Source organism: Parvularcula sp. LCG005 (genome assembly GCF_032930845.1).
Lineage (GTDB): Bacteria > Pseudomonadota > Alphaproteobacteria > Caulobacterales > Parvularculaceae > Parvularcula.
Window position 1 is genome coordinate 1,512,401 of the sequence record NZ_CP136758.1, and the last position, 25,877, is coordinate 1,538,277.

21 protein-coding genes are annotated in these 25,877 nt (G+C 59.7%); 11 read left to right on the forward strand and 10 right to left on the reverse strand.

Going from position 1 to position 25,877, the window contains the following annotated elements; translation table 11 throughout:
* Window positions 1-2: 2 nt before the first annotated feature.
* The gene (locus RUI03_RS07155; RefSeq protein ID WP_317289602.1) at window positions 3-953 is read right to left on the reverse strand and encodes an alpha/beta hydrolase; all 951 of its coding nucleotides are present in this window, start codon (window positions 951-953) and stop codon (window positions 3-5) included.
* Window positions 954-1,101: 148 nt separating this feature from the next.
* On the opposite strand from RUI03_RS07155, the gene RUI03_RS07160 reads away from it, so the two are divergent.
* Window positions 1,102-2,142: a hypothetical protein gene (locus tag RUI03_RS07160; RefSeq protein ID WP_317289603.1), complete on the forward strand. Its 1,041-nt coding sequence runs from the start codon at window positions 1,102-1,104 to the stop codon at window positions 2,140-2,142.
* Window positions 2,143-2,153: 11 nt separating this feature from the next.
* On the opposite strand, the gene uvrA is transcribed toward RUI03_RS07160, so the two are convergent.
* Window positions 2,154-5,093 carry an excinuclease ABC subunit UvrA gene (uvrA, locus tag RUI03_RS07165; protein ID WP_317289604.1) on the reverse strand — a complete coding sequence of 980 codons (2,940 nt, stop codon included), beginning with the start codon at window positions 5,091-5,093 and terminating at the stop codon, window positions 2,154-2,156.
* Window positions 5,094-5,214: 121 nt separating this feature from the next.
* Between uvrA and RUI03_RS07170 the strand changes: the two genes are divergently transcribed.
* Window positions 5,215-5,514 carry a putative quinol monooxygenase gene (locus tag RUI03_RS07170; protein WP_317289605.1) on the forward strand — a complete coding sequence of 100 codons (300 nt, stop codon included), beginning with the start codon at window positions 5,215-5,217 and terminating at the stop codon, window positions 5,512-5,514.
* Here the strand turns inward: RUI03_RS07170 and RUI03_RS07175 are convergent.
* On the reverse strand, window positions 5,502-7,541 hold the full coding sequence (locus tag RUI03_RS07175; protein WP_317289606.1) for a TonB-dependent receptor: 2,040 nt from the start codon (window positions 7,539-7,541) through the stop codon (window positions 5,502-5,504). The genes RUI03_RS07170 and RUI03_RS07175 overlap by 13 nt on opposite strands.
* Window positions 7,542-7,613: 72 nt before the next feature.
* Window positions 7,614-7,895 carry a hypothetical protein gene (locus tag RUI03_RS07180; RefSeq protein WP_317289607.1) on the reverse strand — a complete coding sequence of 94 codons (282 nt, stop codon included), beginning with the start codon at window positions 7,893-7,895 and terminating at the stop codon, window positions 7,614-7,616.
* Between the two features lie 182 nt (window positions 7,896-8,077).
* Here RUI03_RS07180 and ssb point away from each other — a divergent pair, with 182 nt between their 5' ends.
* The 6 genes from ssb to RUI03_RS07210 all read left to right on the forward strand — a co-directional run bounded on the left by ssb (window position 8,078) and on the right by RUI03_RS07210 (window position 14,815).
* Window positions 8,078-8,554, forward strand: a complete 477-nt coding sequence (ssb, locus tag RUI03_RS07185) for a single-stranded DNA-binding protein (protein ID WP_317289608.1) — start codon at window positions 8,078-8,080, stop codon at window positions 8,552-8,554.
* 12 nt (window positions 8,555-8,566) lie between these two features.
* Window positions 8,567-9,334, forward strand: a complete 768-nt coding sequence (locus RUI03_RS07190; RefSeq protein WP_317289609.1) for a 16S rRNA (uracil(1498)-N(3))-methyltransferase — start codon at window positions 8,567-8,569, stop codon at window positions 9,332-9,334.
* Between the two features lie 114 nt (window positions 9,335-9,448).
* Window positions 9,449-10,822 (forward strand): glutamate--cysteine ligase, encoded by a 1,374-nt coding sequence (locus RUI03_RS07195; RefSeq protein ID WP_317289610.1) that lies wholly within the window; start codon window positions 9,449-9,451, stop codon window positions 10,820-10,822.
* Complete coding sequence (locus RUI03_RS07200; protein ID WP_317289611.1) at window positions 10,782-11,438, forward strand: hypothetical protein; 657 nt, start codon at window positions 10,782-10,784, stop codon at window positions 11,436-11,438. Before RUI03_RS07195 ends, RUI03_RS07200 begins: the two co-directional genes overlap by 41 nt.
* A 346-nt stretch (window positions 11,439-11,784) precedes the next feature.
* Entirely contained in the window at window positions 11,785-12,351 is a 567-nt protein-coding gene (locus tag RUI03_RS07205; RefSeq protein ID WP_317289612.1) for an HNH endonuclease, read from the forward strand.
* A gap of 106 nt (window positions 12,352-12,457) precedes the next feature.
* Window positions 12,458-14,815 (forward strand): glycoside hydrolase family 127 protein, encoded by a 2,358-nt coding sequence (locus RUI03_RS07210; RefSeq protein ID WP_317289613.1) that lies wholly within the window; start codon window positions 12,458-12,460, stop codon window positions 14,813-14,815.
* Window positions 14,816-14,839: 24 nt separating this feature from the next.
* On the opposite strand, the gene RUI03_RS07215 is transcribed toward RUI03_RS07210, so the two are convergent.
* From RUI03_RS07215 to RUI03_RS07240, 6 genes are all read right to left on the reverse strand, one after another.
* Window positions 14,840-15,319, reverse strand: a complete 480-nt coding sequence (locus RUI03_RS07215; RefSeq protein ID WP_317289614.1) for a DUF4112 domain-containing protein — start codon at window positions 15,317-15,319, stop codon at window positions 14,840-14,842.
* Window positions 15,320-15,394: 75 nt separating this feature from the next.
* Window positions 15,395-16,897 carry an ABC transporter permease gene (locus tag RUI03_RS07220; RefSeq protein ID WP_317289615.1) on the reverse strand — a complete coding sequence of 501 codons (1,503 nt, stop codon included), beginning with the start codon at window positions 16,895-16,897 and terminating at the stop codon, window positions 15,395-15,397.
* Window positions 16,894-17,859 (reverse strand): ABC transporter ATP-binding protein, encoded by a 966-nt coding sequence (locus RUI03_RS07225; RefSeq protein WP_317289616.1) that lies wholly within the window; start codon window positions 17,857-17,859, stop codon window positions 16,894-16,896. The genes RUI03_RS07220 and RUI03_RS07225 overlap by 4 nt, the downstream gene beginning before the upstream one ends.
* 166 nt (window positions 17,860-18,025) lie before the next feature.
* On the reverse strand, window positions 18,026-18,520 hold the full coding sequence (locus tag RUI03_RS07230; RefSeq protein ID WP_317289617.1) for a host attachment family protein: 495 nt from the start codon (window positions 18,518-18,520) through the stop codon (window positions 18,026-18,028).
* Between the two features lie 64 nt (window positions 18,521-18,584).
* Window positions 18,585-19,751, reverse strand: coding sequence for a LysM domain-containing protein (locus tag RUI03_RS07235; protein ID WP_317289618.1), 1,167 nt, complete (start codon window positions 19,749-19,751; stop codon window positions 18,585-18,587).
* A 468-nt stretch (window positions 19,752-20,219) separates the two neighbouring features.
* On the reverse strand, window positions 20,220-21,431 hold the full coding sequence (locus RUI03_RS07240; RefSeq protein WP_317289619.1) for an NADP-dependent isocitrate dehydrogenase: 1,212 nt from the start codon (window positions 21,429-21,431) through the stop codon (window positions 20,220-20,222).
* Between the two features lie 316 nt (window positions 21,432-21,747).
* Here RUI03_RS07240 and RUI03_RS07245 point away from each other — a divergent pair, with 316 nt between their 5' ends.
* From RUI03_RS07245 to RUI03_RS07255, 3 genes are all read left to right on the forward strand, one after another.
* Window positions 21,748-22,701: a DUF4394 domain-containing protein gene (locus tag RUI03_RS07245; RefSeq protein WP_317289620.1), complete on the forward strand. Its 954-nt coding sequence runs from the start codon at window positions 21,748-21,750 to the stop codon at window positions 22,699-22,701.
* A gap of 143 nt (window positions 22,702-22,844) precedes the next feature.
* Window positions 22,845-24,815 carry a sialate O-acetylesterase gene (locus tag RUI03_RS07250; RefSeq protein WP_317289621.1) on the forward strand — a complete coding sequence of 657 codons (1,971 nt, stop codon included), beginning with the start codon at window positions 22,845-22,847 and terminating at the stop codon, window positions 24,813-24,815.
* Window positions 24,816-24,923: 108 nt separating this feature from the next.
* Window positions 24,924-25,871, forward strand: a complete 948-nt coding sequence (locus RUI03_RS07255; RefSeq protein ID WP_317289622.1) for a septal ring lytic transglycosylase RlpA family protein — start codon at window positions 24,924-24,926, stop codon at window positions 25,869-25,871.
* The last annotated feature ends 6 nt before the right edge of the window (window positions 25,872-25,877 follow it).

Here is a 25,877-nt window from a genome sequence, read left to right on the forward strand (position 1 = left end):
GCTCAGTCCGCCGCCATCCAGCGCAGGACATCGGGCAGGATGGCCCCGCCATGCTGATCCGAATGTCCGCCTTCGCCCCACACGTGGTCGATGACGTAACGGGGGCCGTCATCGCCCCGCTCATCGGCCGCGCGATTGGCGTAGTTGAGCGCGGCCAGCATCTGCTGATTGGCGAGGAACCAGTTGCCATGCTCATTGTCGATATCGTTGGAGCCGTCCTGCAGGAAAATCTTCAGGGGGCGGATCGGCAGTTTGCGGATCATGGCGGGGTAGGCATCGCCGCCACGCTCCAGCGGCACGTCCAGCTCGGGCCGATAGGCAATGGACGTGTAGCTGCCGATAAAGCTGATGACCTTGCCAAACTGGTTCGGACGGTGCCAGCCCACGGTGAAGGCCGCAATCGCCCCGCTGCTGGTGCCGCCGATGATGCGATCAGCGGGGTCATCGGAAAAGCTGTAATCCTCCGCCACAACGGGCAACAGCTCATCAATCAGCATTGTCGCGTAGTCGTCGTCCAGCTGGTCATATTCCTGCCAGCGATGGTCTGGATTGCTCATGCCCAGATCATCCGGATAATGCTCGCTCAGATGGCCGGGCGTGATGAAAACGCCGAGCGTCGGGGGGATGTCACCCTTGGCAATGAGATTGTCGAGGACGGTCGGGATGCGCAGCGAGCCATTAAGATTCGTCGCACGCTGGCCATCCTGAAACACGAGAAGATCAGGCGGTGACACCGCGTCATATCCCTGAGGCACATAGATCCAGTACTGCCGGACAGTGCCGTCAAACACCTCGCTATGGAATTCGAAGGGGCCCTTCAGGTCACCTTTCGCGACGTTATCCTGTACAAGCGAATCCGGGGTGAAAGGGTATTCGGGAGGTTCTGCCGCCACGCCAGGCCCCGGCGCTACCAGCAAGACAGCGCCCAGAACCATTGATGCCAAGTGTTTCATGATTTCCCCCGCGCGAAGCGTTTCCTTTTGACCACAGTGTGGCACGGTCATGTCCGGATCGCCAGCAGGACGGGAGGCGCTGATATGGACAGACGCTGCGCCACACCGTAGCGTTCACGCACGTTGAGTTGTTGTGGGGCAGGGCGAGATGGGAAAACCGCGGATTTCCGCCTTTGGCGTGATCTATGAATCGCTGGGATTCGCGGTGTCAAAATTTGCCACGGTCCTGCGCGTGGCGTGGCTTCCCCTTGTTCTTCTTCTGGTCCTTGAGGCAGTTGGCGCCAAGCTGGGAATGCGATCCCCCTATGCAGGCATTGCGACCAGCCTCCGGCTCGACCCGGGTTACACCTTCAAATTCGTTCAGGCGCTATTGATCCTGAATCCCGTTTATATCGGCCTGATGGGTGTCGCCGTGATCCTGCAGGCGAGCTACGCGGTGCCGTTGATCCGCTACGCCAGCCACAACATCGTGCCCCATCACCGCACGGTGCATCTGTCCTTCGGCCCGCGGCACCTGAAATATGTCCTGGCCTGTGCGGTCAGTTTTGCAGGTGTGATCTTCGGCGCGCGGTTTCTCGCTCATTTCGGCATGCAGGCGATGGACGGTACCGTGGGCAATATGCTCCAAGCCGAGCATGCCGTCTTTGCAGAGGGTAGCCTGCATTCGATCGAGACCGTACCGACCTATGACAGCGTGAATGCCGTTCTTTTACAGATTGATGCCTACCTCATGCGCATCGGGATCAACGTGGACACGCTGGATACCGTGGTCTTGTTGCCAGTGCTGATCTTGGCGCTTTACGCGATTATCCGCCTCTTCCCGCTGCCGTTTCTGGCGGCGGGGCGGGAGCCGGGGGACTCGTATGACAGTGTGCGCGGCGCCCTGCGCCTGACGGCTGGCTGGAATATCTTCCCCATGGTGCTGGTGCTCATTCTTTTCGTCCTGATCCATGTGGCGTTTCTGGCGCTGCTCTGGCTGGCGTTTCAGATCTTCAGCGCCCTGTCGATCGGCACTGAAACCCTGATCTTCAGCTTTGATGCCATGCTGCCCGACTGGTCCATGGGCCCGGTCCTGCGGGGCCTGATGTCCGTCATCATGGGGATGCTGGTGATTGGCGCGGCCGGGTTCACCGCTGCTCTGAATGCCGGGCTCGGCGGTGCACTGGTACATCGCGCCTTACGCGGCTGATGACTTCCGGCTCATTTTCTTTGCCGTCTTCTTGGTGGCTTTTTCGCCGTCGCCTTTTTGGCCGCGGTCTTTTTCGTCGCAGCTTTGCGCGCCGGCTGACGCGGCTTTGCTGACCGCTCCAGCATAGGCTTGAGGAAGCGACCAGTATGGCTGCGCATTTCGTCTGCGACGTCTTCCGGCGTGCCCGCCGCCACGATCTCACCGCCGCCGTCACCGCCCTCAGGACCGATATCGATGAGCCAGTCCGCCTGCTTGATGACATCGAGATTGTGTTCGATGATGACGACCGTGTTGCCGGTGTCGACGAGTTCCTGAATCACTTCCATCAGCTTACGGACATCTTCGAAATGCAGGCCCGTGGTTGGTTCATCAAGAATATAAAGCGTGCGGCCCGTGGCCACCTTGCTCAACTCCTTGGCCAGCTTGACCCGTTGCGCCTCACCACCAGACAGGGTCGTCGCCTGCTGTCCGATCTTCACATAGCCGAGGCCCACGCGATTGAGCGTGGCCAGCTTGTTGCGGATGGACGGCACGGCGGAGAAAAATTTCGCGCCTTCCTCAACGGTCATGTCGAGCACATCGGCAATCGACTTGCCCTTGAACTGCACCTCGAGCGTTTCGCGGTTATAGCGCTTGCCCTTGCAGGTATCGCACGTGACGTACACGTCGGGCAGGAAGTGCATCTCGATCTTGATGACGCCGTCACCCTGGCAGGCCTCGCACCGACCACCCTTCACATTGAAGGAGAAACGGCCCGGCTTGTAGCCCCGGGCTTTCGATTCAGGCAGCTCTGAAAACCAGTCACGGATCGGCCCGAACGCGCCGGTATAGGTGGCCGGATTGGATCGCGGTGTACGGCCGATTGGCGACTGATCGATATCGATAACCTTGTCGAGCTGCTCGAGACCGTCAATGCGGTCATGCATCCCCGGCACGGTCTTCGCCTTCATCAGCTTGCGCGCAGCTGATTTGTACAGGGTCTCAATCGTCAGGGTGGATTTCCCGCCGCCCGAGACGCCGGTGACACAGGTCAGAAGTCCGATCGGAAACTCAGCCGTCACGTTCTGCAGATTGTTTGAGCTCGCGCCGATCACCGTGATGACCCGCTTCGGGTCGAACACCCGACGTTCGGCCGGGACGGGTACTTCCATCCGGCCGGACAGATAGGCACCGGTAATGGAATTTTCGTTCGCCTCGATTTCGGCGGGCGTGCCGGCAGCCACGACATTTCCGCCATGCACCCCTGCGCCGGGTCCGATGTCGAGCACGTAGTCGGCGGTCCGGATCGCGTCTTCGTCATGCTCAACCACGATCACCGTATTGCCCAGACCCTTCAGTCGACGGAGGGTATCGAGCAGTCGGTCATTGTCACGCTGGTGCAGGCCAATCGACGGCTCATCCAGCACATAAAGAACGCCGGTCAGCCCCGAACCAATCTGGGAGGCCAGTCTGATCCGCTGACTCTCCCCGCCGGACAGAGTGCCGGACGCGCGGGCCAGGCCAAGATAGTCGAGGCCAACAGAATTGAGGAAGTGCAGCCGGTCCCGAATTTCCTTCAGGATGCGTACGGCAATACTTTTCTGCTTGGGCGTAAAACTCTTGTCGATATCCGCAAACCACGCGTCGGCATCCCGGATGGATTTGGATGTGACCTCTGAAATGTTCCGCTCACCGACCTTCACGGCCAGGGCTTCGGGCCGCAGGCGCTGGCCATCGCAGGCGTCGCAGGGAGAGACCGACTGGTACTTCTCCATATCCTCGCGCACCCATGAGGAATCCGTTTCCCGCCAACGCCGTTCGAGATTGGGCAGAACACCTTCGAATGTCTTCGTCGTATCATAACGGCGAATGCCATCATCGTACACGAACTGGACCTTCTCCCCCTTGGTCCCAAGCAGGATCTTGTTCTTCTGCGCAGCGGTCAGGTCTTTCCATTTGTCCTCAACGGAGAAGCCGTATTTCTTGCCCAATGCTGCAAGCGTCTGGGTGTAATAGGGGCTCTGGGTCTTGGACCACGCCGCAATGGCGCCATTACGCAAGGACAGGTGCGGATCCGGCACGACCAGTGCGGGATCAAATTCCATCTTCGTGCCGAGGCCATCGCAGACCGGGCAGGCCCCTTGGGGCGAGTTGAAGGAGAATAGCCGCGGCTCGATCTCGTCGATGGTGAAGCCAGATACGGGGCAGGCGAATTTGGCGGAGAAGGTGATCTTGTGATCTTCCTTGCCCTTGTCCGCACTCTCCGCCACCGCAATGCCGTCAGCCAGGTCCAGCGCCGTCTCGAAGCTTTCAGCCAGACGCTGCTCGATCCCTTCCTTTACGACGATCCGGTCGACGACCACGTCGATGTCGTGCTTCAGCTTTTTATCAAGGGCAGGGACGTCCGCTATATCGTGAAAGGTTCCATCCACGCGCACGCGCTGGAAGCCTTTCTTCAGCAGCTCGGCGAATTCCTTGCGATATTCACCCTTCCGCCCCCGGATCATCGGGGCGAGCAGATAAAACCGCGCGCCCTCGGGCTCTGTCATCAGCCGGTCGACCATCTCGGAAACCGTCTGGGACGTGATGGGCAGGCCGGTCGTCGGTGAGTAGGGGACCCCGACTCGCGCCCAGAGGAGGCGCATATAGTCGTAAATCTCCGTCACCGTGGCGACGGTGGAACGCGGGTTCTTGGACGTGGTCTTCTGTTCGATCGCGATTGCCGGTGACAGTCCATCGATCTGGTCCACATCGGGCTTCTGCATCAGCTCGAGGAACTGGCGCGCATAGGCCGACAGGCTTTCCACATAGCGCCGCTGCCCCTCCGCATAGATCGTATCAAAGGCGAGGGAGGACTTGCCCGAGCCCGACAGGCCGGTGACCACCACCAGCGAATCGCGCGGCAGCTCAACCGAGATGTTCTTGAGATTATGTTCGCGGGCGCCAACGACGCTGATGGATTTCAAGGACAAGGGCTGTCTCCGAGGGCACTGGGAAGGTCAGGACATAGGCCCTTAACCACATGTGTCGCCCAGAACAAGTGACGAACATCCAGTGGTGTGGTACAAGGTCGCAAATAGTCGGAGGGAAACGATGTACGGACAGATTGGAAAATTCACCGCCGCTCCAGGCAGACGCGATGACCTGATCGCTGTCCTGTTGAACGGCACAAAGGACATGCCCGGCTGCCTCAGCTACGTCATCGCAAAGGATGCGCAGAACGGGGATGTCATCTGGATCACCGAAACCTGGGATACCAAAGAAAGCCACGCCGCGTCGCTGCAGCTGCCTGCTGTTCAGCACGCCATCGCGCAGGCCAAACCGATGATCGCCGGGATGGAGCGGACGGCCCAGACCGAGCCGCTCGCCAGTTTTTATCATCAGAACGCGTAGCGGACTGACAGTCTCAGATTACGACCGGGCTGTGGTGCGATGTCCTTGAGGAACGAAGTGTGCAGCCGAACCTCTTCGTCGGTCGCGTTCATCAGCGCCGCGCTGAGGGTCAGGCCGTCGGGCAGGGCACTGGGCGACCAGTCAGCAAACACATTGACGACCGAATATCCATCGGTCGGCAGTTCCAGCTCGGTCACGTCAGACCGGTCAGCAGCATGCTCGAGCTCGGCCCGCAACTGCCATTGCTCCGCTTCCGCATTCAGGCCGAGAGTTGCTGAGAATGGCGGTATACGCGGCAGAATATCATCGCCCGCGCCCTCCAGATCGGCATCAACGATATCCGCGACCAGATCCGTGCTCAACTCGAACGCGCCCCACTCACCGAAATGCAGATGGCCCTCAAACTCGGCCCCTTGGAAGACGGCATCGGCGGCCGTGAACTGATAGACAGGCAGGCCATCTTCTTCGCCACCTGTGTAAGCCTCGTAGATGTAGCCGTCATATTCCGTGTAGAACAGGTTCACGGTCGCGTGGCTGACATTGTTGCCAAGCCGGAAAATAGCCTCAACGCCCCGGGAAATTTCTTCATCCAGCGTCGGGTCCCCCAGCTCGAACTGACTGGTCGCCAGATGTGGCCCGCCGGAGTAAAGCTCCTCGGTGGTCGGCGCGCGCTCGGTGCGGAAGAGTGTGCCGCCGACTGAAAGCAGGTCGCTGGCCTGCCAGATGGCACCAACCGAACCGCTGATCCCGTCAAACCCGCGATTTTGGGCGAGGCCTTTGGCGTCGTGGTCTGTGCGTTCAAACCGGGCAGCGGCCTCCAGACTGACATCGCCGATCGCATATTCCTGGAAGCTGTAGACGCCCCATTGGTCCGATGTGGTCGGGGGCACGAAGGCCTCATCACCAATCGCCGCAAAATCCCGGTGTTGAACCTGGTAGCCGGACGCCCCGCGCCAGCCGCCGCGTTGACGCTGGATCAGTTCCAGACGTGCTTCGTAGCCTTCATTGGTGAAGACGGTGCCGGGCTCACCGGGAGCCTCGAACTCCGTGTGGGTATAGTCTGCATAGCCCGCAAAGAGCTTGATGGCCTCGAACGGGCCATCAAGATCAAGTCGGCCATTCAGGTCGTAGCGGGTCTGATCCAGCTCGATAAAGACACCATCGCCTTCTTCGCTGTGCTCATCGCCATGTTCATGTTCATGGCCGGGCACGCCATAGGTCGTGTTCGACTGCTTCACGCCAAATGCGAGGAAGCCCCGATCTCCGATGAAAGACAGCGATCCGGCATAGGCATCAGCATCGGCGAATGAGTTCTCGACCGTCCCGCGCTCGGCCTCATCAATATCTTCGCCTTCGGCCATCAACTGCCGTACTGATTCCGCGGTGCCCGGAATGTCGTAGTCTTCGGCTTCGCGCCAATTGCCGTCGAGATGGCCAACGACGGTTACCCCACCAAGCTCAGCTATCGTACCGGTGACGGCTCCCGCCGCCTCGCGGCCCTCATTCACCGTACTCAGGCCGAGGCGAACCGCGCCTTCCAGTCCATCTTCAGGCACGCGCGACGGCAGGCGGCCGTCGATAACGTTGACGACACCGCCCGCACCCGAACTGCCATAGCGCAAAAGCGCCGTGCCGCGGATGATTTCGATCCGCTCAGCCATGGCCGGGGTTACAGCGACCGCATGGTCGGGACTGGCGGAAGACGCGTCGATAGAGCCGATACCATTGTCGAGGATACGGATCCGGTCACCGCCCTGGCCCCGGATGATCGGACGAGAGGCGCCAGCACCAAATGACGTTGCTGAAATGCCGGGGACCTGTTGCAGCGTTTCGCCGAGCGTCCCGGACATCCGGCGGCCGAGCGCCTCGTCTTCGAGGACCGAGACGCCGACCACAGCGTCACTGGTAGACCGTTCAAGAGGCGAGCCCGTTACAACGATCGTGTCTTCATCGGATTGGGCAAGGGCAGGGGTGAGGAGGACTGCGACTGCACACGCAGCCGTCGACAGAACAAGTTTCTGTTTCATGGAAATACCTGAATTTCATAGAGAATGGGCGACAGACGACGCAATTCGCCTGTCGGATGTCACAAGAGAAATTCAGGCGTGGGGCGGCGCTCGTCCCGGCGGCAGGATCCGGACCGTCGGCACGATCAGGCTGCGCGCCAGGAATTCACTGATCTGTGCGAAGACGACAGGCTCGATCAGAACCGCATCGTCTGTTACCAGCCAGTCATCGTCCTGATGACTGCCCCAATGCGCCATGACGCAGGGCACGCCATCGTGATCGTGCGGGCCATCGCCATAGGACGTCGCATGCACCGCCGACACCATTTTCAGGCTCAGCGTCACAAAGACAGCGAGGGCGAGAAGAACGCGCATGATGATACCTTATCACGCAGCACGCAGTTGCGAAACGATTTTTGCAGCGGTCCGTTCTTGCACTTACACGAGAACAATCCTAGAACGTTGTGGAAAGAAACCGCAGCGCCGGCACTAGGCGCAGCGAGGGTCCGCGACTACGGTCCGGCAAATTAACGAATTCTGAAGAATAGGAGCCGGGTATGGCAGGTAGTGTGAACAAGGTCATTCTGATTGGCAATCTGGGCCAGGATCCTGAAGTGCGTGCATTCAGCAATGGCGGCCAAGTCTGCAACCTGTCCATCGCCACATCCGAAAGCTGGAAGGACAAGAGCACCGGTGAGCGCCGCGAGCGCACCGAGTGGCACCGTGTCTCGATCATGTCCGAACCGCTCGTCCGCGTGGCGCAGAACTATCTGAAAAAAGGCTCGAAAGTCTATATCGAGGGCCAGCTTGAGACTCGCAAATGGCAGGATAAGGATGGTCAGGACCGGTACACGACTGAGGTTGTGCTGCGCCCTTATCGCTCTGAGCTGACCATGCTCGACGGCCGCGGCGACAATGCCGGCGGCGGCTATGGCCAACAGATTTCGGGCGGCGCGTCATCCGGTGGCGGCAGTAATCCGGGTTATGAAGATCGCGGCTCGAAGTTCGAGCTGGATGACGAAATCCCGTTCTAAGGATCTGATCCTGTGGCGAAACCGCCGCCTCGGCTATTTGTTGGCGACGATCTGAGAGAGGGGATTCAGCTTCCTCTCTCCAAAGAGCATGCTCACTATCTTGGCACCGTCCTGCGCCTGGTCGAGGGGTCGGATATTCTCCTGTTCAATGGTCGCGACGGTGAGTGGCGGGCGTCGATAGGCCAGCTTGGTCGCAAGGGCGGAGAGGCGGCGCTGCTGAACCGGACGAGGACCCAGACAGATCTACCAGCGATTTCGCTCTGGTTTGCGCCCCTGAAAAAAGGTCCCACGGACCTTGTCGTTCAGAAGGCGACGGAACTGGGGGTCACCACAATCCAGCCTGTGATCACAGCGCGCACCAATTCTGATCGGTTCAAGACCGACCGCGCCCACACCATCGCGACAGAAGCCGCCGAGCAGTCCGAGCGGCTCGACCTCCCAGATATCCGAGACCCTTTGCCCTTGGCAAAAGCGCTGGCCGAACGGGATGGTGCGCATCTCATCTTCTGTGATGAGGCGGGTGATGATCCGGAAGAACGGTGGGGCGGGGCTGGTGGACGCGGGCAAGCTGCACTGCTGGCCCTGCAAGCCGCTCCGCCAGGACCTGCGATCATCCTCATTGGCCCTGAAGGCGGGTTCACGCCCGAAGAACGCGCGCTTGTTCGCCAGTCAGAGAACAGCACCGCCATCTCTCTCGGCGCGCTCATCCTCAAAGCAGAAACTGCGGCGATTACGGCCGTGGCGCTATGGCAGGCGGTCTGTGGACATGCGCGTCCATAATTCTATCGCGCCTGTGCCACAGGGACGCTGATACCCACCCGGCATAGTTTTGGCTTGGTATGATGGTCAGTTCGGCCTAGTCCCGGCGCACTATAAGACCAATCGGAGGGGCGAATGACCCAACTAGATGCCAGCACGCGGGCGAACCTGCCCCCCATCGAGAACCGCGCAGAATTGGCGGAATATCTGGCCTCTGGGTGCAAACCGTCGGATCAGTGGCGGATTGGGACTGAGCACGAGAAGTTTGGCTTTCTCTGGGACAGCCTCAAGCCGTTGCCGTTTGCTGGTGAACGGTCAATCGAAGCCATCCTCCATGGACTGTCCGACCAGTTCGGCTGGCAGCCGCTTTATGAGGGCGATCATCTCGTCGCCCTCAAAAAGGCTGGCGCCTCCATCACGCTGGAGCCGGGCGGACAGTTTGAGTTGTCCGGCGCGCCGCTCGAGACAATCCACGAGACCTGCAACGAGGTGCACACCCATCTGGCTGAAGTCAAAGCCGTGTGCGAACCAATGGGCGCGGCATTCATCGGCCTTGGGGCCGCACCGGACTGGACCCGCGCCGACATGCCAAAGGTGCCGAAAGGTCGGTACACGATCATGCGGGAGTATATGCCGAAAGTCGGCAATCTGGGCCTCGACATGATGCACCGGACCGCCACCGTGCAGGTAAACCTCGACTTCTCCACCGAAGCCGACATGGTGGCCAAGTTCCGCACGTCTCTGGCGCTGCAACCCCTCGCCACAGCGCTGTTTGCGAATTCGCCGCTGACCGAAGGCAAGCCGAACGGGTTCAAGTCATGGCGCGCCCATATCTGGACCGACACCGACCCGAACCGCACGGGCATGCTTGATTTCGTGTTCGAAGAGGGCTTCGGATTTGAGCGGTACGCAGAATATATGCTGGACGTGCCGATGTATTTCGTCTGGCGCGACGGGGCCTACACCGACGCGGCGGGCCTGTCGTTTCGTGATTTTCTCGATGGCAAGCTGCCCGCAGCGCCGGGCGTTTTGCCAACGATTGAAGACTGGACGGACCACCTCTCGACCGCCTTCCCGGAGGTCCGGCTCAAGACGTTTCTCGAGATGCGCGGTGCGGATTCAGGCAGTTGGGGCCGGATCTGTGCCCTTCCTGCTTTCTGGGTCGGTCTTCTGTATGATGAGCAATCCCTCGCAGCCGCCTGGGACCTCGTGAAAGACTGGACACCAGAAACCCGCGCCCAGTTCCGCATCGATGCCGCGCGTCATGGTATGCAGGCTGAAGTCGCGGGTATGAAGCTGACCGAGCTGGCGGGGGAGGTTCTGCGCCTCTCTGCGGAGGGCCTGCGTCGACGCGGCCATCTGGATCGCAGCGGTATGGATGAGAGCGGCTTTCTGGCCCCGATCCAGGAGATTGCGCGCACGGGCAAAAGCTTCGCCTGCACGATGCTGGAAGAGTTTGCCGCCGCTGATGGCGACTTGCGACCGATCTTCAAACGTCATGCTTTCTGATGACCTGACGGAGGCGCTTGCCGCACTCCGCCAGGCAGATCCCATTATGGCGCGGGCTATCGACGCCATTGGCACACCCGTGATCCGGCACCGCCCACCGGGATATGCTGGCCTGTTTCGCATCATCGTCGAACAACAGGTCTCGGTTGCCAGTGCGCGGTCGATCATGACCCGCTGCGACACGCGTCTTGGATCATCGTTGAAGAGCCAACAGGTCCTTGATCTGACGGAGGAGGACCTGCGCAAATGCGGCCTTTCCGGTCCAAAGATCCGTTATGTAAGAGCTGTCGCAGAAGCCGAACAGTCGGGTCAATTGAACCTCGCGACGCTGAAATCCCTGAACGATCGGGATGCAGCTGCCCACTTGACGGCAATCAAGGGGGTTGGTCCGTGGACGGCGGGTATCTATCTTCTGTTCTGTGATGGGCGACCGGATATCTGGCCCAGCGGCGATGTGGCGCTTCTGGCCGCGTATTGCGCGGCGAGCGGCATGACTGTGAAGCCGCCGATGAAGCAGTTTGACGAGGGCGCGGCACGGTTCTCGCCCTATCGCGGTATCGCCGCGCACTGCCTCTGGACCTATTATGGCAAGCTGAAGGGCCGGGCGCCCAACTGAGACCTCCATGGGACTGTCCGGGCCACAATCGCCACTGATACCTGACCTGCCTCTCATGCGCTTAAACACCGCAGACGGCGTCAACCTTATTTCGCTCTAAGCTCTTGATTGGTCATCCACCTTGGCATTAATTTCCAACGACAAGAAACTGTCACGGAGAATCAGTTAGGGTTCTCACCGATGGGCGATCAGCGCCCCGACAGCAGGGAGTACGGCGCGTTCACTGACGCTACCTTACATACCGAAGCCAAGGTTCGGCAGCAGACCTGCAGCCGAATAAGTCCCTTCACCCGCGGTGGTGTCGGGTCGCAGCATTCTTCGCATTCCAGAAAGAGGAGGCGGTAGGATGCAGACCCAGCGCCATGTCCCGGACGGGTGTCCCGCTCTCGTGCTGAACGCAGATTTTCGGCCCCTGAGCTATTTCCCGCTCTCCCTGTGGTCATGGCAGGACACGCTGAAAGCCGTGTTTCTGGAAAGGGTCGATGTCGTCGCCGAATATGAGACGGAGGTGAAAAGCCCCACATTCTCAATGCGGCTGCCTTCCGTTGTTTCGCTCAAAACCTACGTCAATCACGCCCGACGCCCCGCCTTCACGCGGTTCAACGTTTTCCTGCGCGATGGCTTTGCGTGCCAGTACTGCGGCAATGAGAACCGCGACGGTCTTACCTTCGATCACGTCGTTCCACGGTCACGCGGCGGCAAGACCACCTGGACCAACATTGTCGCCGCCTGCAGCCCGTGCAATCTGCGCAAGGGGAACAAGATGCCGCGAGACGTCCGCATGTTCCCTCGCCATCCGCCGCACCAGCCCAATATGTACGAGCTGAACGAGAAGGGGCGGGCGTTCCCGCCCAACTATCTGCACGACAGCTGGCATGACTATCTTTACTGGGACAGCGAGCTGGAGCCCTAAAAGGCTGGGCATTTTACCTATGGCAACGTTTGCGGGCGGGAAGACTCTGTTCCCCGTCCCGCTATTTGTTATCTTCCGAGCCGAATAACAAAGAGGATGCCACTCAATGGGCCAGGTCTCCCAAGGTCAGTTTGCGATCAACCGTCGCCTGTTTCTTGTCTCCGTATCCGCCGCTGCGCTGACCGGCCCGGCCTTGGCCAGGGTATCAGGGACGACGCAACCTACATCGGTGCCGCTCGCCGATATCAGGCTGAAACCCTCTGTTTTCAGAACATCCGTCGACACCAATCGCAAGGTGCTGTTTGATCTGGAACCGGATCGTCTTCTTCACAACTTTCGCTGGTCCGCAGGGCTGGAGCCCAAAGCGCCCGTTTACGGCGGCTGGGAGAAGCGCGGCATCGCTGGTCACAGCCTGGGGCATTACCTCACAGCTTTGTCCATCATGGCCCAGCGTGGCGACGAGGGTGCCCGTGAGCGCGCGCGATATATCGTGTCGGAACTCCAGGCCTGCCAGGACGCCCATGATGACGGATATGTGGGCGGCACGACCGTGGATCGCGACGGTCAGATTGTGGACGGAAAAATCGTCTTTGAGGAATTGCGGAACGGGCAGATTTCGACCTCAGGTTTTGACATCAATGGCGGCTGGGTACCGCTTTATACTTGGCACAAGGTGCAGGCGGGCCTGATCGACGCCTACCGGCAAGCCGATATTCCTGATGCGCTGCCGGTGCTTGTGGGCATGTCCACCTACCTCGGTGATGTACTGGATACACTCGACCACGACCAGATGCAGAAAGTCCTGGCGGCAGAGCATGGGGGGCTGAATGAGTCCTATGCTGAGCTTTACGCTATCACGGGCAATGTCCGCTGGCTCAAGCTGGCAGAGCGGATCCGCCATGAGGCGGTGCTGAACCCACTGGCTGAAGGCAAGGACAATCTGCCTGGCCTGCACGCCAACACACAGATCCCGAAAGTCATCGGCCTGGCGCGCCTCCATGAGCTGACCGCCAATGCAAGCTACGCCAGTACGTCAGAATTCTTCTATCGTACGGTGACGGACCACCACAGCTACGTGATCGGCGGCAATTCCGAGCGAGAACATTTCTCTTCCCCCGATGTTGTGGCGCCGACCTTGAGCGACCGCACGTGCGAGGCCTGCAACAGCTACAACATGCTCAAGCTGACGCGCCACCTCTGGGCCTGGCAGCCTGATGCCGCCTATTTTGACGAGTACGAACGAACATACATCAACCACATTCTGGCCCATCAGCACCCCGATACTGGCATGTATGTCTACTTCATGCCGTTGCGCTCAGGCTCTCGCCGTACCTACTCGACGCTGGAAGACAGCTTCTGGTGCTGCATGGGGTCGGGCATGGAGAGCCACGCCAAACATGGCGACAGCGCCTTCTGGCAGAGCGGTGGCGATACGCTGTTCGTCAATCTCTACATGGCCGCTGACGTCGATTGGCGCGCGGGCGAGATAAGCCTGTCTATTGATACGATATTCCCTGAGGAAGAACATATCCGTATCAAAATCAATTCAGCCGGTAATAAGACGAGAACGCTCGCCCTTCGCCTGCCGGGCTGGAGCGCGGCTCCGTCCATCACCGTCAATGGCAAACAGGTCAAGGCGGAACCGGGACCGGGATATGCAACAATCGAACGCAAGTGGAAAGCTGGCGACGAAGTCGCCATCCACCTGCCGATGCATCTCACGGTCGAATCCGCCCCGGACGATGAGGCCCTCGTGACCTTCCGTCACGGTCCTCTGGTCCTGGCGGCTAATCTGGGCACCGACGAGGAGCGGGAGGGTGTCATCCCGCCAGCCCTCGTGACGGCGGATGTGAAAAATGCGGCGACACCGGTCAGCGATCAGTACGCGGCCTATCATATCGCGGATGCCGTGCCTGCGCCACTGACGCTCGAGCCATTCTACGACCAGTACGACAACCGGACAGCCGTCTATTTTCCTCGATTTACACAGGCCGCATGGGCCGAGAAAGAGCAGTCCTATCGGGACGATCAGGCAGCCCTGCAAGCGCTCAAGAAACGGACACTGGACGTCATCTATCTTGGTGAGATGCAGCCTGAACGGGATCACAATTTTTCAACGAACCAATCGGATGTGATCGCCAATGGCGGCCGGACAGGCCGCACCGCATGGTGGGGCGAGGGCAACTTCATCGCTTTCGATCTCGCCGTCAGCGAAGGACCCGTCATCTTGCGGGCCATGTATTGGGGGGAGGAAACCGGCAAGGACTTCCAGGTCATGGTCGAGGGCGAAGTGATCGCGCGCGAACGCCGGAAAATGCCGCCGTCGCGCTCCTTCGTCTATGTCGACTATGACGTGCCGGAACGGCTGACCCGCGGCAAGAAAACGATCAAGGTTCAGTTCCAGACCCTGAGCACCGATGCACCGGTTTACGAAGTTCGTACACTGAAGCCCGAAACGATCTGATCGTGCGCCACGACGCACTGATGCTTAGCGCAGTGACGCGTCAATCTGCTGGCGGCTGGAAGAGCTCTCGATGCGGCGCGCATGGCGGACGGGACGCACTTTGCCATCGCTCTCATGAGCTTCCAGCTGCCGCTCAAGATAGCGGTGAAAGAGCCGTGTGTTTTTCACATTCGCCTTGAACCAGATATCGAAAATCCCGCCGAGGATCGGGACCACCCCGACAATGGTATCGAGCGCGATGTTGAACGCCATACGGAGCAATAGGGAGAAGGGGGCCCCTGCGCGCCACGCTTCCGCAACGATATAGCTGGACATGATGCCAGTAATGGCATCGCCCACGCCGGGGATCAGGCCGATAATCGCATCCCAGCCGAATGAGAACCCGAAGACGCGGAACCGCGTATCAAGTGCCAGGCTTAATGCGCGTGATCGTTCAAGCTTTCTCGCGATCGTGTCCCGACTGTCGTTGGGCTCGATCATTGAGGTCGTTGTCGATTCCGGCATCAAATCCCCTTCCTCGTCGCTGCAGCGGGCGCAGCAGGTTAAGGATTGAACGCCAATGGCGCGGGATGGTTGCCTCTAGGCGCGCTGTTTTGCCAGTGAGCGGATCTGCTTCAGTGTCGGCGCGCCGCCAGACGACAGGACACCATTGCGATAGATCCGGCCCATGGTGCCGACCACATAGACAACCACGGCGACAAATAGCGCTGTGGCCGCGATCAGCTCCCACTGCGGGGGATCAGCGCTGATGCGGATCATGATCGCATAGGGCGTGTAGATCGGAATCCAGGTGAAGATCCGCGCGACGATGCCGTTAGGGTCTTCCACAATAAGCCGCAGGAATGGGAAGGGCAAAAACAGCATGATCGTCAGTGGACCGACAAAGCTCTGGGCATCCTGAATGGACGCGCTCAACGCCCCCACCGCCAGATAGATCGACGCATAGAACAGATATGCAGCGATGAAGTAGAAGAAGAACAGCGGCACGAGAGGTGAGCCGAACAGGGTCGAGCGGATCGCCTCCGCCGCCACGCCATCCAGCAACAGATGAAGGGCTGCAAAACCGCCAAGCAGGGCCAGGGCCGGCAAGGTCATGCCCACCAGCGCCAGCCCAACCAGCTTGCCCACCATGAGCTGTGTTGCGGACACGGAAGAGAGCAGGACCTCGACAATCTTGTTGGATTTTTCCTCGACCGTGCTGGTCAGCAGCATGCCGCCGACGGTCGTGATCATCAGCAGGAGCGCATAGGCAAGGCCGAGAGGGATGAAGGTCTGGGCCCGTTCCGCAATGCCCACGCGCCCGTCGCCCTCACTGCCCGCCTTGAACTGCGTGACAGCAACATCAATGTTTTCAATCCGGCGGATTTCCGTGCGGGTGACGCCTGCGGCTTCATAAGCCGTCGACCGAACTGCGTCGGTCAGCGTGCGGTCGATGAACCAGCGCAGGTCTTCATCCACCAGATTGTTGGTCCAGAACTGCACCTCACCGGCGCCTTCAGCAAAATCTTCAGGGATGAATACGACGGCAAAGAGAGGCTGGCCATTGTGGTCAAGCAGTTCATCGCCTGAGAGATAGGGCAACAGCGCCTGTACCGTTTCCTCGCCTGTCGCCTTGCGCGCGGCAGGCGGCACGTTCACCCGCTCAAATGACGGGCGCAGCACCGGCGGGTCGGGAGCTTCGTCTCTGACATAGGGGCGCGCCGCGGCGATGGCCGCTGCCAGGCCACCCTGATCAGAAAATGCAGATCGGCGGGCATCACTGTCGTCGCCGGGTCTGTAGGGAAATTCGAGCGGCGCGCTGCCATCCTCGGCCGGCCTGACGGCGACGTAGGCCCACGCATCGAACAGCTGTATCTCGTCATCGATCATCCGGTCCGCCAAGGCGCGGTCGATCACCGCCGCATACTGACCGGTTTCGTCCACAAGGGCGAAGGAACGGATAGGCGCGGCTCGGTCGCTGATCACCACGGCAAAAATACCGAACGCAGCGGTGGCGGGCAGGATCAGCAGGAACAGCAGAAAACCGCGCGTGAAGACGTATTTGCGGTATTCGTGGGAAATCAGTTGAAACAGCGTGTTCATGTGGCCTGTCCTGAAATCGGGTCGGCCCCGGCGAGGCGGAAGAAAATATCGTGAAGTGAGCTGTGGGCCCGGCCGAAGAACTCCACCCGGATGTTCTCACGGATGCAGGCCTTCAGGATTTCCTGACGATCGACCTTGTCGGTCACCACAAGCTTATAGCGGCCCTGGTCCTGCGCCATGATGTCGATGATGCCGGGCACCTCCATGAGGGGCAGGGGGTCATCGGGGGTCTGTAAGATAAGTGTTGGTTCATCGGTGGCGCGCGCGTCTTCCAACGTGCCTTCAAAGACCTTTGTCCCTTTGCGGATCATCAGGAAGCGGTCACACAGCCGCTCGGCATGTTCCATGACATGGGTCGAGAAGATGATGGTCCGGCCCTCTTCGCGCAGGTTTCGGATCATATCCTCCAGCACCTGCTGGTTGACCGGATCGAGGCCGGAAAACGGCTCGTCCAGGATCAATAGCTCGGGCTCATGGGCAATACAGCTGAGGAGCTGGACCTTTTGCGCCATGCCCTTGGACAGAGTCTCGATCTTGGCTTTCGCAAACTGCCCCAGCCCGAACCGGTCGAGCAGCTCGTCGGCGCGGCGGCGTGCCAGATGGCCCGGCACCCCTTTCAGGCGCGCAAAATAGGCAATCGTGTCGCGACACTTCATCTTGCGATAAAGCCCGCGCTCTTCAGGCAGATAGCCAACGCGACGTTTGACGGAACGCGGCCGGGTAGAGCCGAGCACGCTGATCTCGCCGCCGGTGGGCGGGACGATATCCATGATCATGCGCAGGGTGGTGGTCTTGCCCGCGCCGTTCTGGCCGAGGAAGCCGTAAATTTCACCGGGACGGACCGAGAACGACAAATCGTTGACCGCGGTAAAGCTGCCATATTGTTTGGTGACGCCCTTTAGAACCAGTTCGGCCTCGGGCTGCTCGCCGGGGGAGGGATCAGCCGTGTCTGTCTGCACCATGAGGTTCTCGTCTTGCCCGGTCACTAAGGGAGTTCTGGCCTCCCCACTCAGACCTGCAGTGTGGCTTGCACCGGGCGATGACGCAACCACTTGCGATCCGACAACAAAAAGGCGGTGCGCCCTGTGACGCACCGCCTGAAGATGGTGTTTGACGGATGTTAAGATCTCAAGAAGACCGGCGCAGATCGGCTTCAAAATCAGGCTCGCCCTTACCGCAGAGCTCAGCAACCTTGTTCTCGATATCGTCCACCGGATGGTTGGTCAGGTCGCTGTCGACCTCGGCCACAATGCGCTTCTGCACTTCGTCGTGCAGCTCGGGCCGGAGATTACCCAGGGCCGATGGGGAGGCAATCAGGATCAGCCGGTCGAACGCGTTATTGAGCGCCGCCTTGTTCAGGGTCGCGGCAAAGTCCTTCGCAAACCGCTCCTTGCCCAGCTCATGCCAGTCGGTGTCGGAATAGGCCGAGCGGTGCGCGCTGTCCGGGTTTGAATTGTTCACGCGGCCACGGCGGTTGGCGGCCTGGTCCCGGCGGGCAGGATTGTCGATTTCTTCCTTCGACACAACGTTCAGGAACGGTTGGCTGTCCGTATCATCATTACGAAGAATAAGAGCTTTCTCACCGTCAGCGACGGCAACCCACATTGTATCGACGAGATTCATGGTGACCTCCTTTTTTAGGTTATTGTAGAAACGGGAAAAGCGGCCCGTAGGCCGCCCCCACTGATTAATAGCTGCGATTGTATCGGTCGCTTGAGTTGTACGACGCGCGATAGTCACGCGGCTGTATCACGACATATTCCTGCGACGAGGCACGATACCGATCGTCACTTGTCGCAAGCGCGATGCGTGCTGACGGATAACCATAGTCATTCGACAGACGGACCGTGGTGTTGATGCGACCATAACGGTCGGCCTGCAAATCGCGGATCTGGCGCATGTTGCCGTCATCACGACCGGCATAGAGCAGGACGTCTGCGTGGGGAGGGAAGCCCTTGGCCACGAGTTGAATGTCCTTGTCCACGAGACCACGGCGAGGCGTGATCGAGACGATAGGCTCATAATTGCCGGCACGGTCTTCGCTGACAACTGTCACGGTCTGACCATCATGATCACCGCGACGGACGGCGCGATAGTCGTCATGGTCAGGGATTTGGATATATTCGCCGACCCGCAGACGGTAGGGATCCACGCCGGGATTCAGGCGGAGAAGCGTGCGGGTCGAAACATTATAACGATCCGAGATCTTTGCGATCGTATCGCCTCTGCGGACACGATAGCCATCGGTGTCATATTCATCTGCGTAACGGTTGGATACGTAATCCGTACGGTAACTGACCGGCTGTGACCGCGCCAGCGAGGTACCGGCATAGACGTTGCCTTTCACTGGTGGGATCTCAAGGCGCTCACCGCGCGTCAGGCGATGAGGGTTATAGATCTTCGGATTGGCATCCATCAGGGCGGTCACTGGCACATCGCAATACTCAGCAATGTCGCTCAGCGTATCGCCAGTTTGAACAGTGACAACGCGCTCGCAGTCACCATCGACTTGTTCCGCATAGCCATCCGAGTACCGAATATGGGCAGCCCGCGCGCCATCGATACCGCGGAACTGATCGCGATCGGCACGGTTACCGTCATAATGTGTCGGCACGCCCGGTGGGTTGGCGCCATACTGATCTGGCGTGTACGATGCATCGCGATAATAGCGGCGATCGTAGATCTGGCCGTCAGCGGTCTGATAGGAGCTGGTGGAATAATAACGACCGTCGGAATAGTCGTAATATCCGTCACGGTCGTAATAGGGTGACGCGCACGCTGTCAGCATCAACCCGGCTGCAACGATTGAACCGCGTTTCATCATGGGGTACAGAGAATTACTATCACGAAGCATGGGGCACCTCTTTCCTGTCATCTGCCCCATTAACGATCTTTACATTTAGATTGTTCCGTGCTCCTTGCGCAGATGATTTTCTAGGCGAAACGAAAATTTTTCCGCAACGCTGACACCTGATAATTGTTCCCATTAAAACGCAAATTTTGTCTTTGTCCGGACATGTGCGATAGCTCGGTCTCCAGCTAGTGCCCACGCTGACAATGCGTTGGTTCTGGCGACGCGAGTGTCGCTCAACACTGCGTCTGCGTCTTCACATGACCAAATGGTCACCTTCAGAAATTAGGCGGTCTGGTCGTATTGAGCGCTGCGGGAATTCACCGGGGCCAAAATGTCGCGCCTGCTGATATGGCTGAGCCGCCCGGTCTTGCCGTCCTTGCCCACCAAGAGAACACAGAACGCCCATGAGAGCGGCCAATAAAAAAGGGCGCCCGGGGGCGCCCATTTCTTCCAGGGGGGAGGTAGTCCTCAGCCCATAGCTTTCTGGAAATTCTCGTCGACCTTGTCGAGGAAGCCGGTTGTGGTGAGCCAGCCCTGGTCCGCGCCGATCAGGAGGGCGAGGTCCTTGGTCATGTGGCCGTTCTCGACCGTCTTCACGACGGTGTCCTCAAGAGTGGTCGCAAACTTGGCGAGCTCGGCATTGTCGTCCAGTTTCGCGCGGTGAGCGAGGCCACGGGTCCAGGCGTAGATCGACGCGATCGAGTTGGTCGACGTCTCTTCACCCTTCTGGTGAGCGCGATAGTGACGGGTCACGGTACCGTGGGCCGCTTCGGCTTCAGCCGTCTTCCCGTCCGGCGTCAGGAGGACCGACGTCATCAGGCCGAGGGAGCCAAAGCCCTGGGCAACGGTGTCGGACTGCACATCGCCGTCATAGTTCTTACAGGCCCAGACATAGCCGCCCGACCATTTCATGCAGGACGCGACCATGTCGTCGATCAGACGGTGCTCATACCATTGCTTGTTGGCTTCGAACGCATCCTTGAACTCGGTCTCGTAGATCTCCTGGAAGATGTCTTTGAACCGGCCATCATACTTTTTCATGATGGTGTTCTTGGTGGACAGGTAGACCGGGTAGTTCCGCTGCAGACCGTAGTTGAAGGTCGCGCGGGCAAAATCGCGGATCGACTCATCAAGGTTGTACATCGCCATGGAAACACCGGCGCCCGGTGCGTCATAGACGTCATATTCCTGGATCTCGCCGGTTTCGCCTTCCCACTTGATCGAGATCTTGCCCTTGCCGGGGAAGATGAAGTCCGTGGCGCGATACTGGTCGCCAAAGGCGTGACGGCCGATGATGATCGGCTTCGTCCAGCCGGGGACGAGGCGAGGAACGTTGGAGATGATGATCGGCTCGCGGAAGACGACGCCGCCGAGAATGTTGCGGATGGTGCCGTTGGGCGAACGCCACATTTTCTTCAGGCCGAATTCTTCGACACGGGCTTCATCGGGCGTGATGGTGGCGCATTTGACGCCAACGCCGTGCTCTTTGATGGCATTCGCTGCGTCGATGGTGACCTGGTCGTCCGTCGCGTCGCGGTGCTCCATGCCCAGATCGTAGTAGTGCAGATCCAGATCGAGATACGGGTGAATCAGCTTGTCCTTGATAAGCTGCCAGATGATCCGCGTCATCTCGTCGCCGTCGAGCTCGACGACCGGTTTTGCGACCTTGATCTTCGCCATTGAATGGTTCCTCTACTTCAAAGTGGGGTGTTTGGCTGGCGCTATACCACTCCGCCGGGCCGGAGCAAGGGCGGGAGGGCCGTACAGCTGGACATAAACCGCGGAATAACTGCTGCGGATCGGTACCTCAGGGCTGCACCCGACAGGCCTTGCTCCCGGCAAACGGGTCCGATTTGATGCAGCGAGACGATTATTTCTCGACGACAACTTCAATTTCTTAACCCTGTTTGAAACTTCTGACCCCGCGCCATCGTACCTTTCCACGTCTCCCGCCCACCATGGGCGAACGGCAGGTTTTGGAGAGGAAAGACAGATAATGACCCATAAGATGATGTGGATCGGTGCAGCATCGGCCCTTGTGCTTGCGAGCCCTGCGATGGCCGCGCCGGTTGCCTATACGCTCGGGGGCGACGGCACCCAGCTTTATAAAATTACGGACTTCAACAATCCCGGTAGTGGGACGAACATGGCGCTGACCGATGCGATGGGTCAGCCGGTGAGCTACGACTCTTTGGCTTATCGCCCCCGTACCGGGCAGCTCTACGCCTATGACGACACGCTGAACCGCGTCGGCCTTGTTGATCTGTCGACAGGCGTCGTAACCCCCATTGTGACAACGGCATCCGGGACCCCCGAAGCCACGGTGGTGGCAACAGTCGGCTTCGACTTCAACAACGCCATCGATGCAGCGCGCATCGTGACGACCGACGACATGAATATCGTGTTTTTCCCGAATAACTCGCCGGCAAACGTCACCCGGTTTACAGACCTCTTCTACGCCCCAGGCGACGTCAATGAGGGGGCAGACCCGTCAATCTTCGCCAATGCGTATACAAACGCCGTCCCGATGACGAGCACGACCCGTCAGTTCGGCCTTGATTCCCAGACCAACTCTCTGGTGCAGATCAACAATAATAGCGGCCACCTGACAACCGTCGGCCGCCTGACGCTGGATGGCATGACGACGCTCGATTTCACCGATAATGGCGGATTCGATATCCTGTCATATTCGGAAGGCGACAATACCGCCTACGCACTTTTGACCACCGGTGGCGGCATTGGCCTGTTCACCTTCGCGCTGACCGCCAACGCCGATGGCTGGCTCGAAACAACGTTCCTTGGTTCTTTCGGCAGTTTCACCAATGTGTTCACCAGCCTGGCGGTCTTTGATGACGGCAGTCCGGTCCCGATCCCGGCGGGGGCGCTTCTCTTTGCGTCAGGCCTCGGGGTCGCGGGGGCCCTTCGGCGACGGAAAAAAGCCGCCGCCTGACTTTTCGCCAGATGTTTCAGAATCTGCCGAGCTTCATATCGAAGCTCGGCTTTTTTGTGGCCGATGGGCTGCAGACCCCGCGCTGCCTTGCCCATGAAAGTGTTTTCGCCCAAGAACCGCTGCAATACCGGAGGAAAGTTCAAATGTCCGCTTTGCTGAAGTCAATTACAGCCACACTCGCATTCTCGAGCTGCGCGGCCCTTGTCGCGTCAGCCGCGGCATCGCCTGCATTCGCGCCCGTGTTCACCGACCATGCCGTCCTGCAACGCGACGGTGAGGTGGTGATCTGGGGCACGGCAGATCCGGGCGAAGAGGTCACTGTGAGCCTCGGCGAGGCGCGGTCAATGCGCAAGAACGTCAAGACAAATGCCGATGGTGAGTGGGAAGCAACGCTGAAACTGAAAGGCGCCGGTGGCCCTTACAAACTGACCGCGAAATCGAAAAACGGTGAGCAAAGCCTGACGGACATCATGGTGGGTGACGTCTATCTGTGCTCCGGCCAGTCGAACATGGAATTCCAGACGCGGTATGCGACCAACGCCTATTCTGTGATGAATGCGGCTGGCAACGATTCGCTGCGGCTGTTCACCGTGCCGCGTCGCATCTCGCTTTCACCCGCCAAAGGCTTTGAAGAAGAACCAGGCTGGATGGTCGCCACGGCAAGCTCGGTCGCGGATTTTTCAGCCGTCTGTTATTTCTTCGGTCAGCAGATGCAGACGGCCGCGGACGTGCCGGTCGGTCTGATCGCCTCGTCCTGGGGCGGTACCATCATTGAGGCGTGGATCAGCGACGAGTCCCTCGGCGAGATGCCGTCACTGGCGGACAAGGTCGAGCTGCAGCGTCTGGCCCGCGAAAACCAGGACGAGGCCAAGGCTCAATACAAGAAAAGCCTTCTTGAATGGTGGTATAAGACCGACCCCGCGATGACGGCCAGCCCGGCCTGGTATGCGGCCGATCTGAAAGATTCCGATTGGAAGCCCATCGCGACTGACAATTTCTGGGAATTTGCCGGCATTCGCCAGCTGGCCCAATTCGATGGTCTTGCCTGGTACCGCAATCACGTCGTCCTGACGGCTGAAGAGGCTGCCCAAGAGGCGACGATGACCCTCGGGCCGATTGACGATGTCGATATGACATTCGTGAACGGCGAGTCCATCGGGGCGACCGATGGCTGGGACAGCCCGCGCACCTACACCATCCCCGCCGGCACCCTGACCGAGGGCGATAATGTCATCGCCATCGGGGTTTTGGACACGGGCGGTGGCGGCGGCCTGTGGGGCCCTGCCGAAAGCAAGACGCTGACCTTCGCCGACGGCACCAGCAAATCCCTCGCCGATAACTGGATCGTGAAGATTTCTGCGCCCATCCGTGGCCTGGGGGCAGCGCCCACGTCACCGGTTGGTGGTCCGAATGCCTACACGGTTCTTTATAATGGTATGATCGCGCCGCTGGCGCCGTACACGCTGAACGGCGTGCTCTGGTATCAGGGCGAGTCCAATGTGAACAATGCCAGCGAGTATGCCGATCTGATGAAACAGTGGATTGCTGACTGGCGCGACACCTTCCGGGCGGACGACCTGCCGTTCTTCTTCGTCCAGCTGGCAGATTTTGGGCCAGTGGCGAAGAACGAACCCACTGAGAGCGCCTGGGCCGAACTGCGGCAGGCCCAGAACGAGGTGGCGGCAAGCGATGAGTGGGTTGGCATGGCCGTAACCCACGACATTGGCGATCGCTATGACATCCACCCAACGCAAAAGCGGGTGGTCGCTGAGCGCCTGGCGCTGATCGCCAAGAAAATGCTGCTTGGCCAGGACCTGCAGGCCAGCGGCCCGATGCCCGTGTCCGCGACGCTCGCAGACGGCAAGGTTGTTGTCGATTTCACCGAGGGACCATTGGCCACCTACGGCTTTAACAAGGCCATCGGCTTTGAAGTCTGCGCAGAAAACAACTGTCAGTACACTGATGCGACGGTCTCGGTCGACGGCGTGGTGCTCGACGTGCCGACGGATGTGACGCCGGACAAGATCCGCTTCTGCTGGGCCGATTCACCGGTCTGCAATCTGTACAATGACGCGGACCTACCGACGGCGCCATTCGAGATGGACATTCAGTAAGACAGGGAAGAGGGGGCTTTACGCCCCCTCCTGCGATCACTTAACCAGTGATTAAGGCTGATCGTCGCAAATACGGCGTTTGTGCCAGTCTTGAGGGGCAACTCTGTCATGGTCCACCCCAGCTTCCGTCGTCTTTGTGCCGTGCTGCTCCTTCTGGGGCTCGCCGCGTGTTCGAGCACCGGCTCGAAAATGCCGGGACCTTTTGGCCAGCCAAATGTGACGCCCAATCCTCACGTTAAAGTTGGCACGCCATACGTCATTGCCGGGCGCACATATTATCCCAAGGCCGTGCCGATCGGGACGGTCAGTCAGGGTACAGCGTCGTGGTACGGGCCAAAATTCCATGGTCGCCTGACAGCCAATGGGGAGCTGTTCGACCAGGACCGCCTGTCCGCCGCGCACAAGACACTGCCGCTCCCATCCCTCGTTCGTGTCACCAATCTTGAAAATGGCCGCTCGGCCGTTCTTCGGCTGAATGATCGCGGACCTTACGCCCATGAGCGGGAAATCGATCTGTCCAAAGGCGCCGCAGAAAAGCTGGGCATGCGGGAGAAAGGCCTGGCGCGCGTTCAGGTCGAATATCTGGGCCCCGCCAATCTTAGCGATGCGATCGTTCGCGTGGGTGAACCTGAAAATTACGCGGCACTTCAAGCGCCAGTCATATCGGCCCCGGCGCCGCAGCCAACCATGACCTATGCCGAGGCCGCGCCGGTCCGGCTTCCGCCACTCCCCACCGTCGCCCCGCGTTTTGAAGAGCCGATCGCTGTCGTCCGCGAGCCGACCCTGGTTGCAGCCGCTCCAACGACATCGCCCGCGGTACGCTCTCAGGCCTATTTCGTGCAGATCGGCGCCTTCACCTCACGCGACAATGTCGACGCGGCGAGAGCCCGGCTGCCTGAGGTGATTCCTGTTCATGTCAGCACGACGCCGTCCGCAATGCATCTTGTCCGGCTGGGCCCCTACACCCACGAATTTGCCGCCGAAGAAGCCGCAAAAGTGGCCGTAGAGCGCGGCTTTGTTGATGCCCGTATTGTTCAGGAGTTGGAAGCTGAGTAAGCTTTT

What these genes read in the sequence shown, in the direction of transcription:
- RUI03_RS07155 (WP_317289602.1), bottom strand. Translation starts at nt 953, where the DNA reads ATGAAACACTTGGCATCAATGGTTCTGGGCGCTGTCTTGCTGGTAGCG.
- RUI03_RS07160 (WP_317289603.1), top strand. Translation starts at nt 1,102, where the DNA reads ATGGGAAAACCGCGGATTTCCGCCTTTGGCGTGATCTATGAATCGCTG.
- RUI03_RS07170 (WP_317289605.1), top strand. Translation starts at nt 5,215, where the DNA reads ATGTACGGACAGATTGGAAAATTCACCGCCGCTCCAGGCAGACGCGAT.
- RUI03_RS07175 (WP_317289606.1), bottom strand. Translation starts at nt 7,541, where the DNA reads ATGAAACAGAAACTTGTTCTGTCGACGGCTGCGTGTGCAGTCGCAGTC.
- RUI03_RS07180 (WP_317289607.1), bottom strand. Translation starts at nt 7,895, where the DNA reads ATGCGCGTTCTTCTCGCCCTCGCTGTCTTTGTGACGCTGAGCCTGAAA.
- ssb (WP_317289608.1), top strand. Translation starts at nt 8,078, where the DNA reads ATGGCAGGTAGTGTGAACAAGGTCATTCTGATTGGCAATCTGGGCCAG.
- RUI03_RS07195 (WP_317289610.1), top strand. Translation starts at nt 9,449, where the DNA reads ATGACCCAACTAGATGCCAGCACGCGGGCGAACCTGCCCCCCATCGAG.
- RUI03_RS07200 (WP_317289611.1), top strand. Translation starts at nt 10,782, where the DNA reads ATGGCGACTTGCGACCGATCTTCAAACGTCATGCTTTCTGATGACCTG.
- RUI03_RS07205 (WP_317289612.1), top strand. Translation starts at nt 11,785, where the DNA reads ATGCAGACCCAGCGCCATGTCCCGGACGGGTGTCCCGCTCTCGTGCTG.
- RUI03_RS07210 (WP_317289613.1), top strand. Translation starts at nt 12,458, where the DNA reads ATGGGCCAGGTCTCCCAAGGTCAGTTTGCGATCAACCGTCGCCTGTTT.
- RUI03_RS07215 (WP_317289614.1), bottom strand. Translation starts at nt 15,319, where the DNA reads ATGCCGGAATCGACAACGACCTCAATGATCGAGCCCAACGACAGTCGG.
- RUI03_RS07220 (WP_317289615.1), bottom strand. Translation starts at nt 16,897, where the DNA reads ATGAACACGCTGTTTCAACTGATTTCCCACGAATACCGCAAATACGTC.
- RUI03_RS07225 (WP_317289616.1), bottom strand. Translation starts at nt 17,859, where the DNA reads ATGGTGCAGACAGACACGGCTGATCCCTCCCCCGGCGAGCAGCCCGAG.
- RUI03_RS07230 (WP_317289617.1), bottom strand. Translation starts at nt 18,520, where the DNA reads ATGAATCTCGTCGATACAATGTGGGTTGCCGTCGCTGACGGTGAGAAA.
- RUI03_RS07235 (WP_317289618.1), bottom strand. Translation starts at nt 19,751, where the DNA reads ATGCTTCGTGATAGTAATTCTCTGTACCCCATGATGAAACGCGGTTCA.
- RUI03_RS07240 (WP_317289619.1), bottom strand. Translation starts at nt 21,431, where the DNA reads ATGGCGAAGATCAAGGTCGCAAAACCGGTCGTCGAGCTCGACGGCGAC.
- RUI03_RS07245 (WP_317289620.1), top strand. Translation starts at nt 21,748, where the DNA reads ATGACCCATAAGATGATGTGGATCGGTGCAGCATCGGCCCTTGTGCTT.
- RUI03_RS07250 (WP_317289621.1), top strand. Translation starts at nt 22,845, where the DNA reads ATGTCCGCTTTGCTGAAGTCAATTACAGCCACACTCGCATTCTCGAGC.
- RUI03_RS07255 (WP_317289622.1), top strand. Translation starts at nt 24,924, where the DNA reads ATGGTCCACCCCAGCTTCCGTCGTCTTTGTGCCGTGCTGCTCCTTCTG.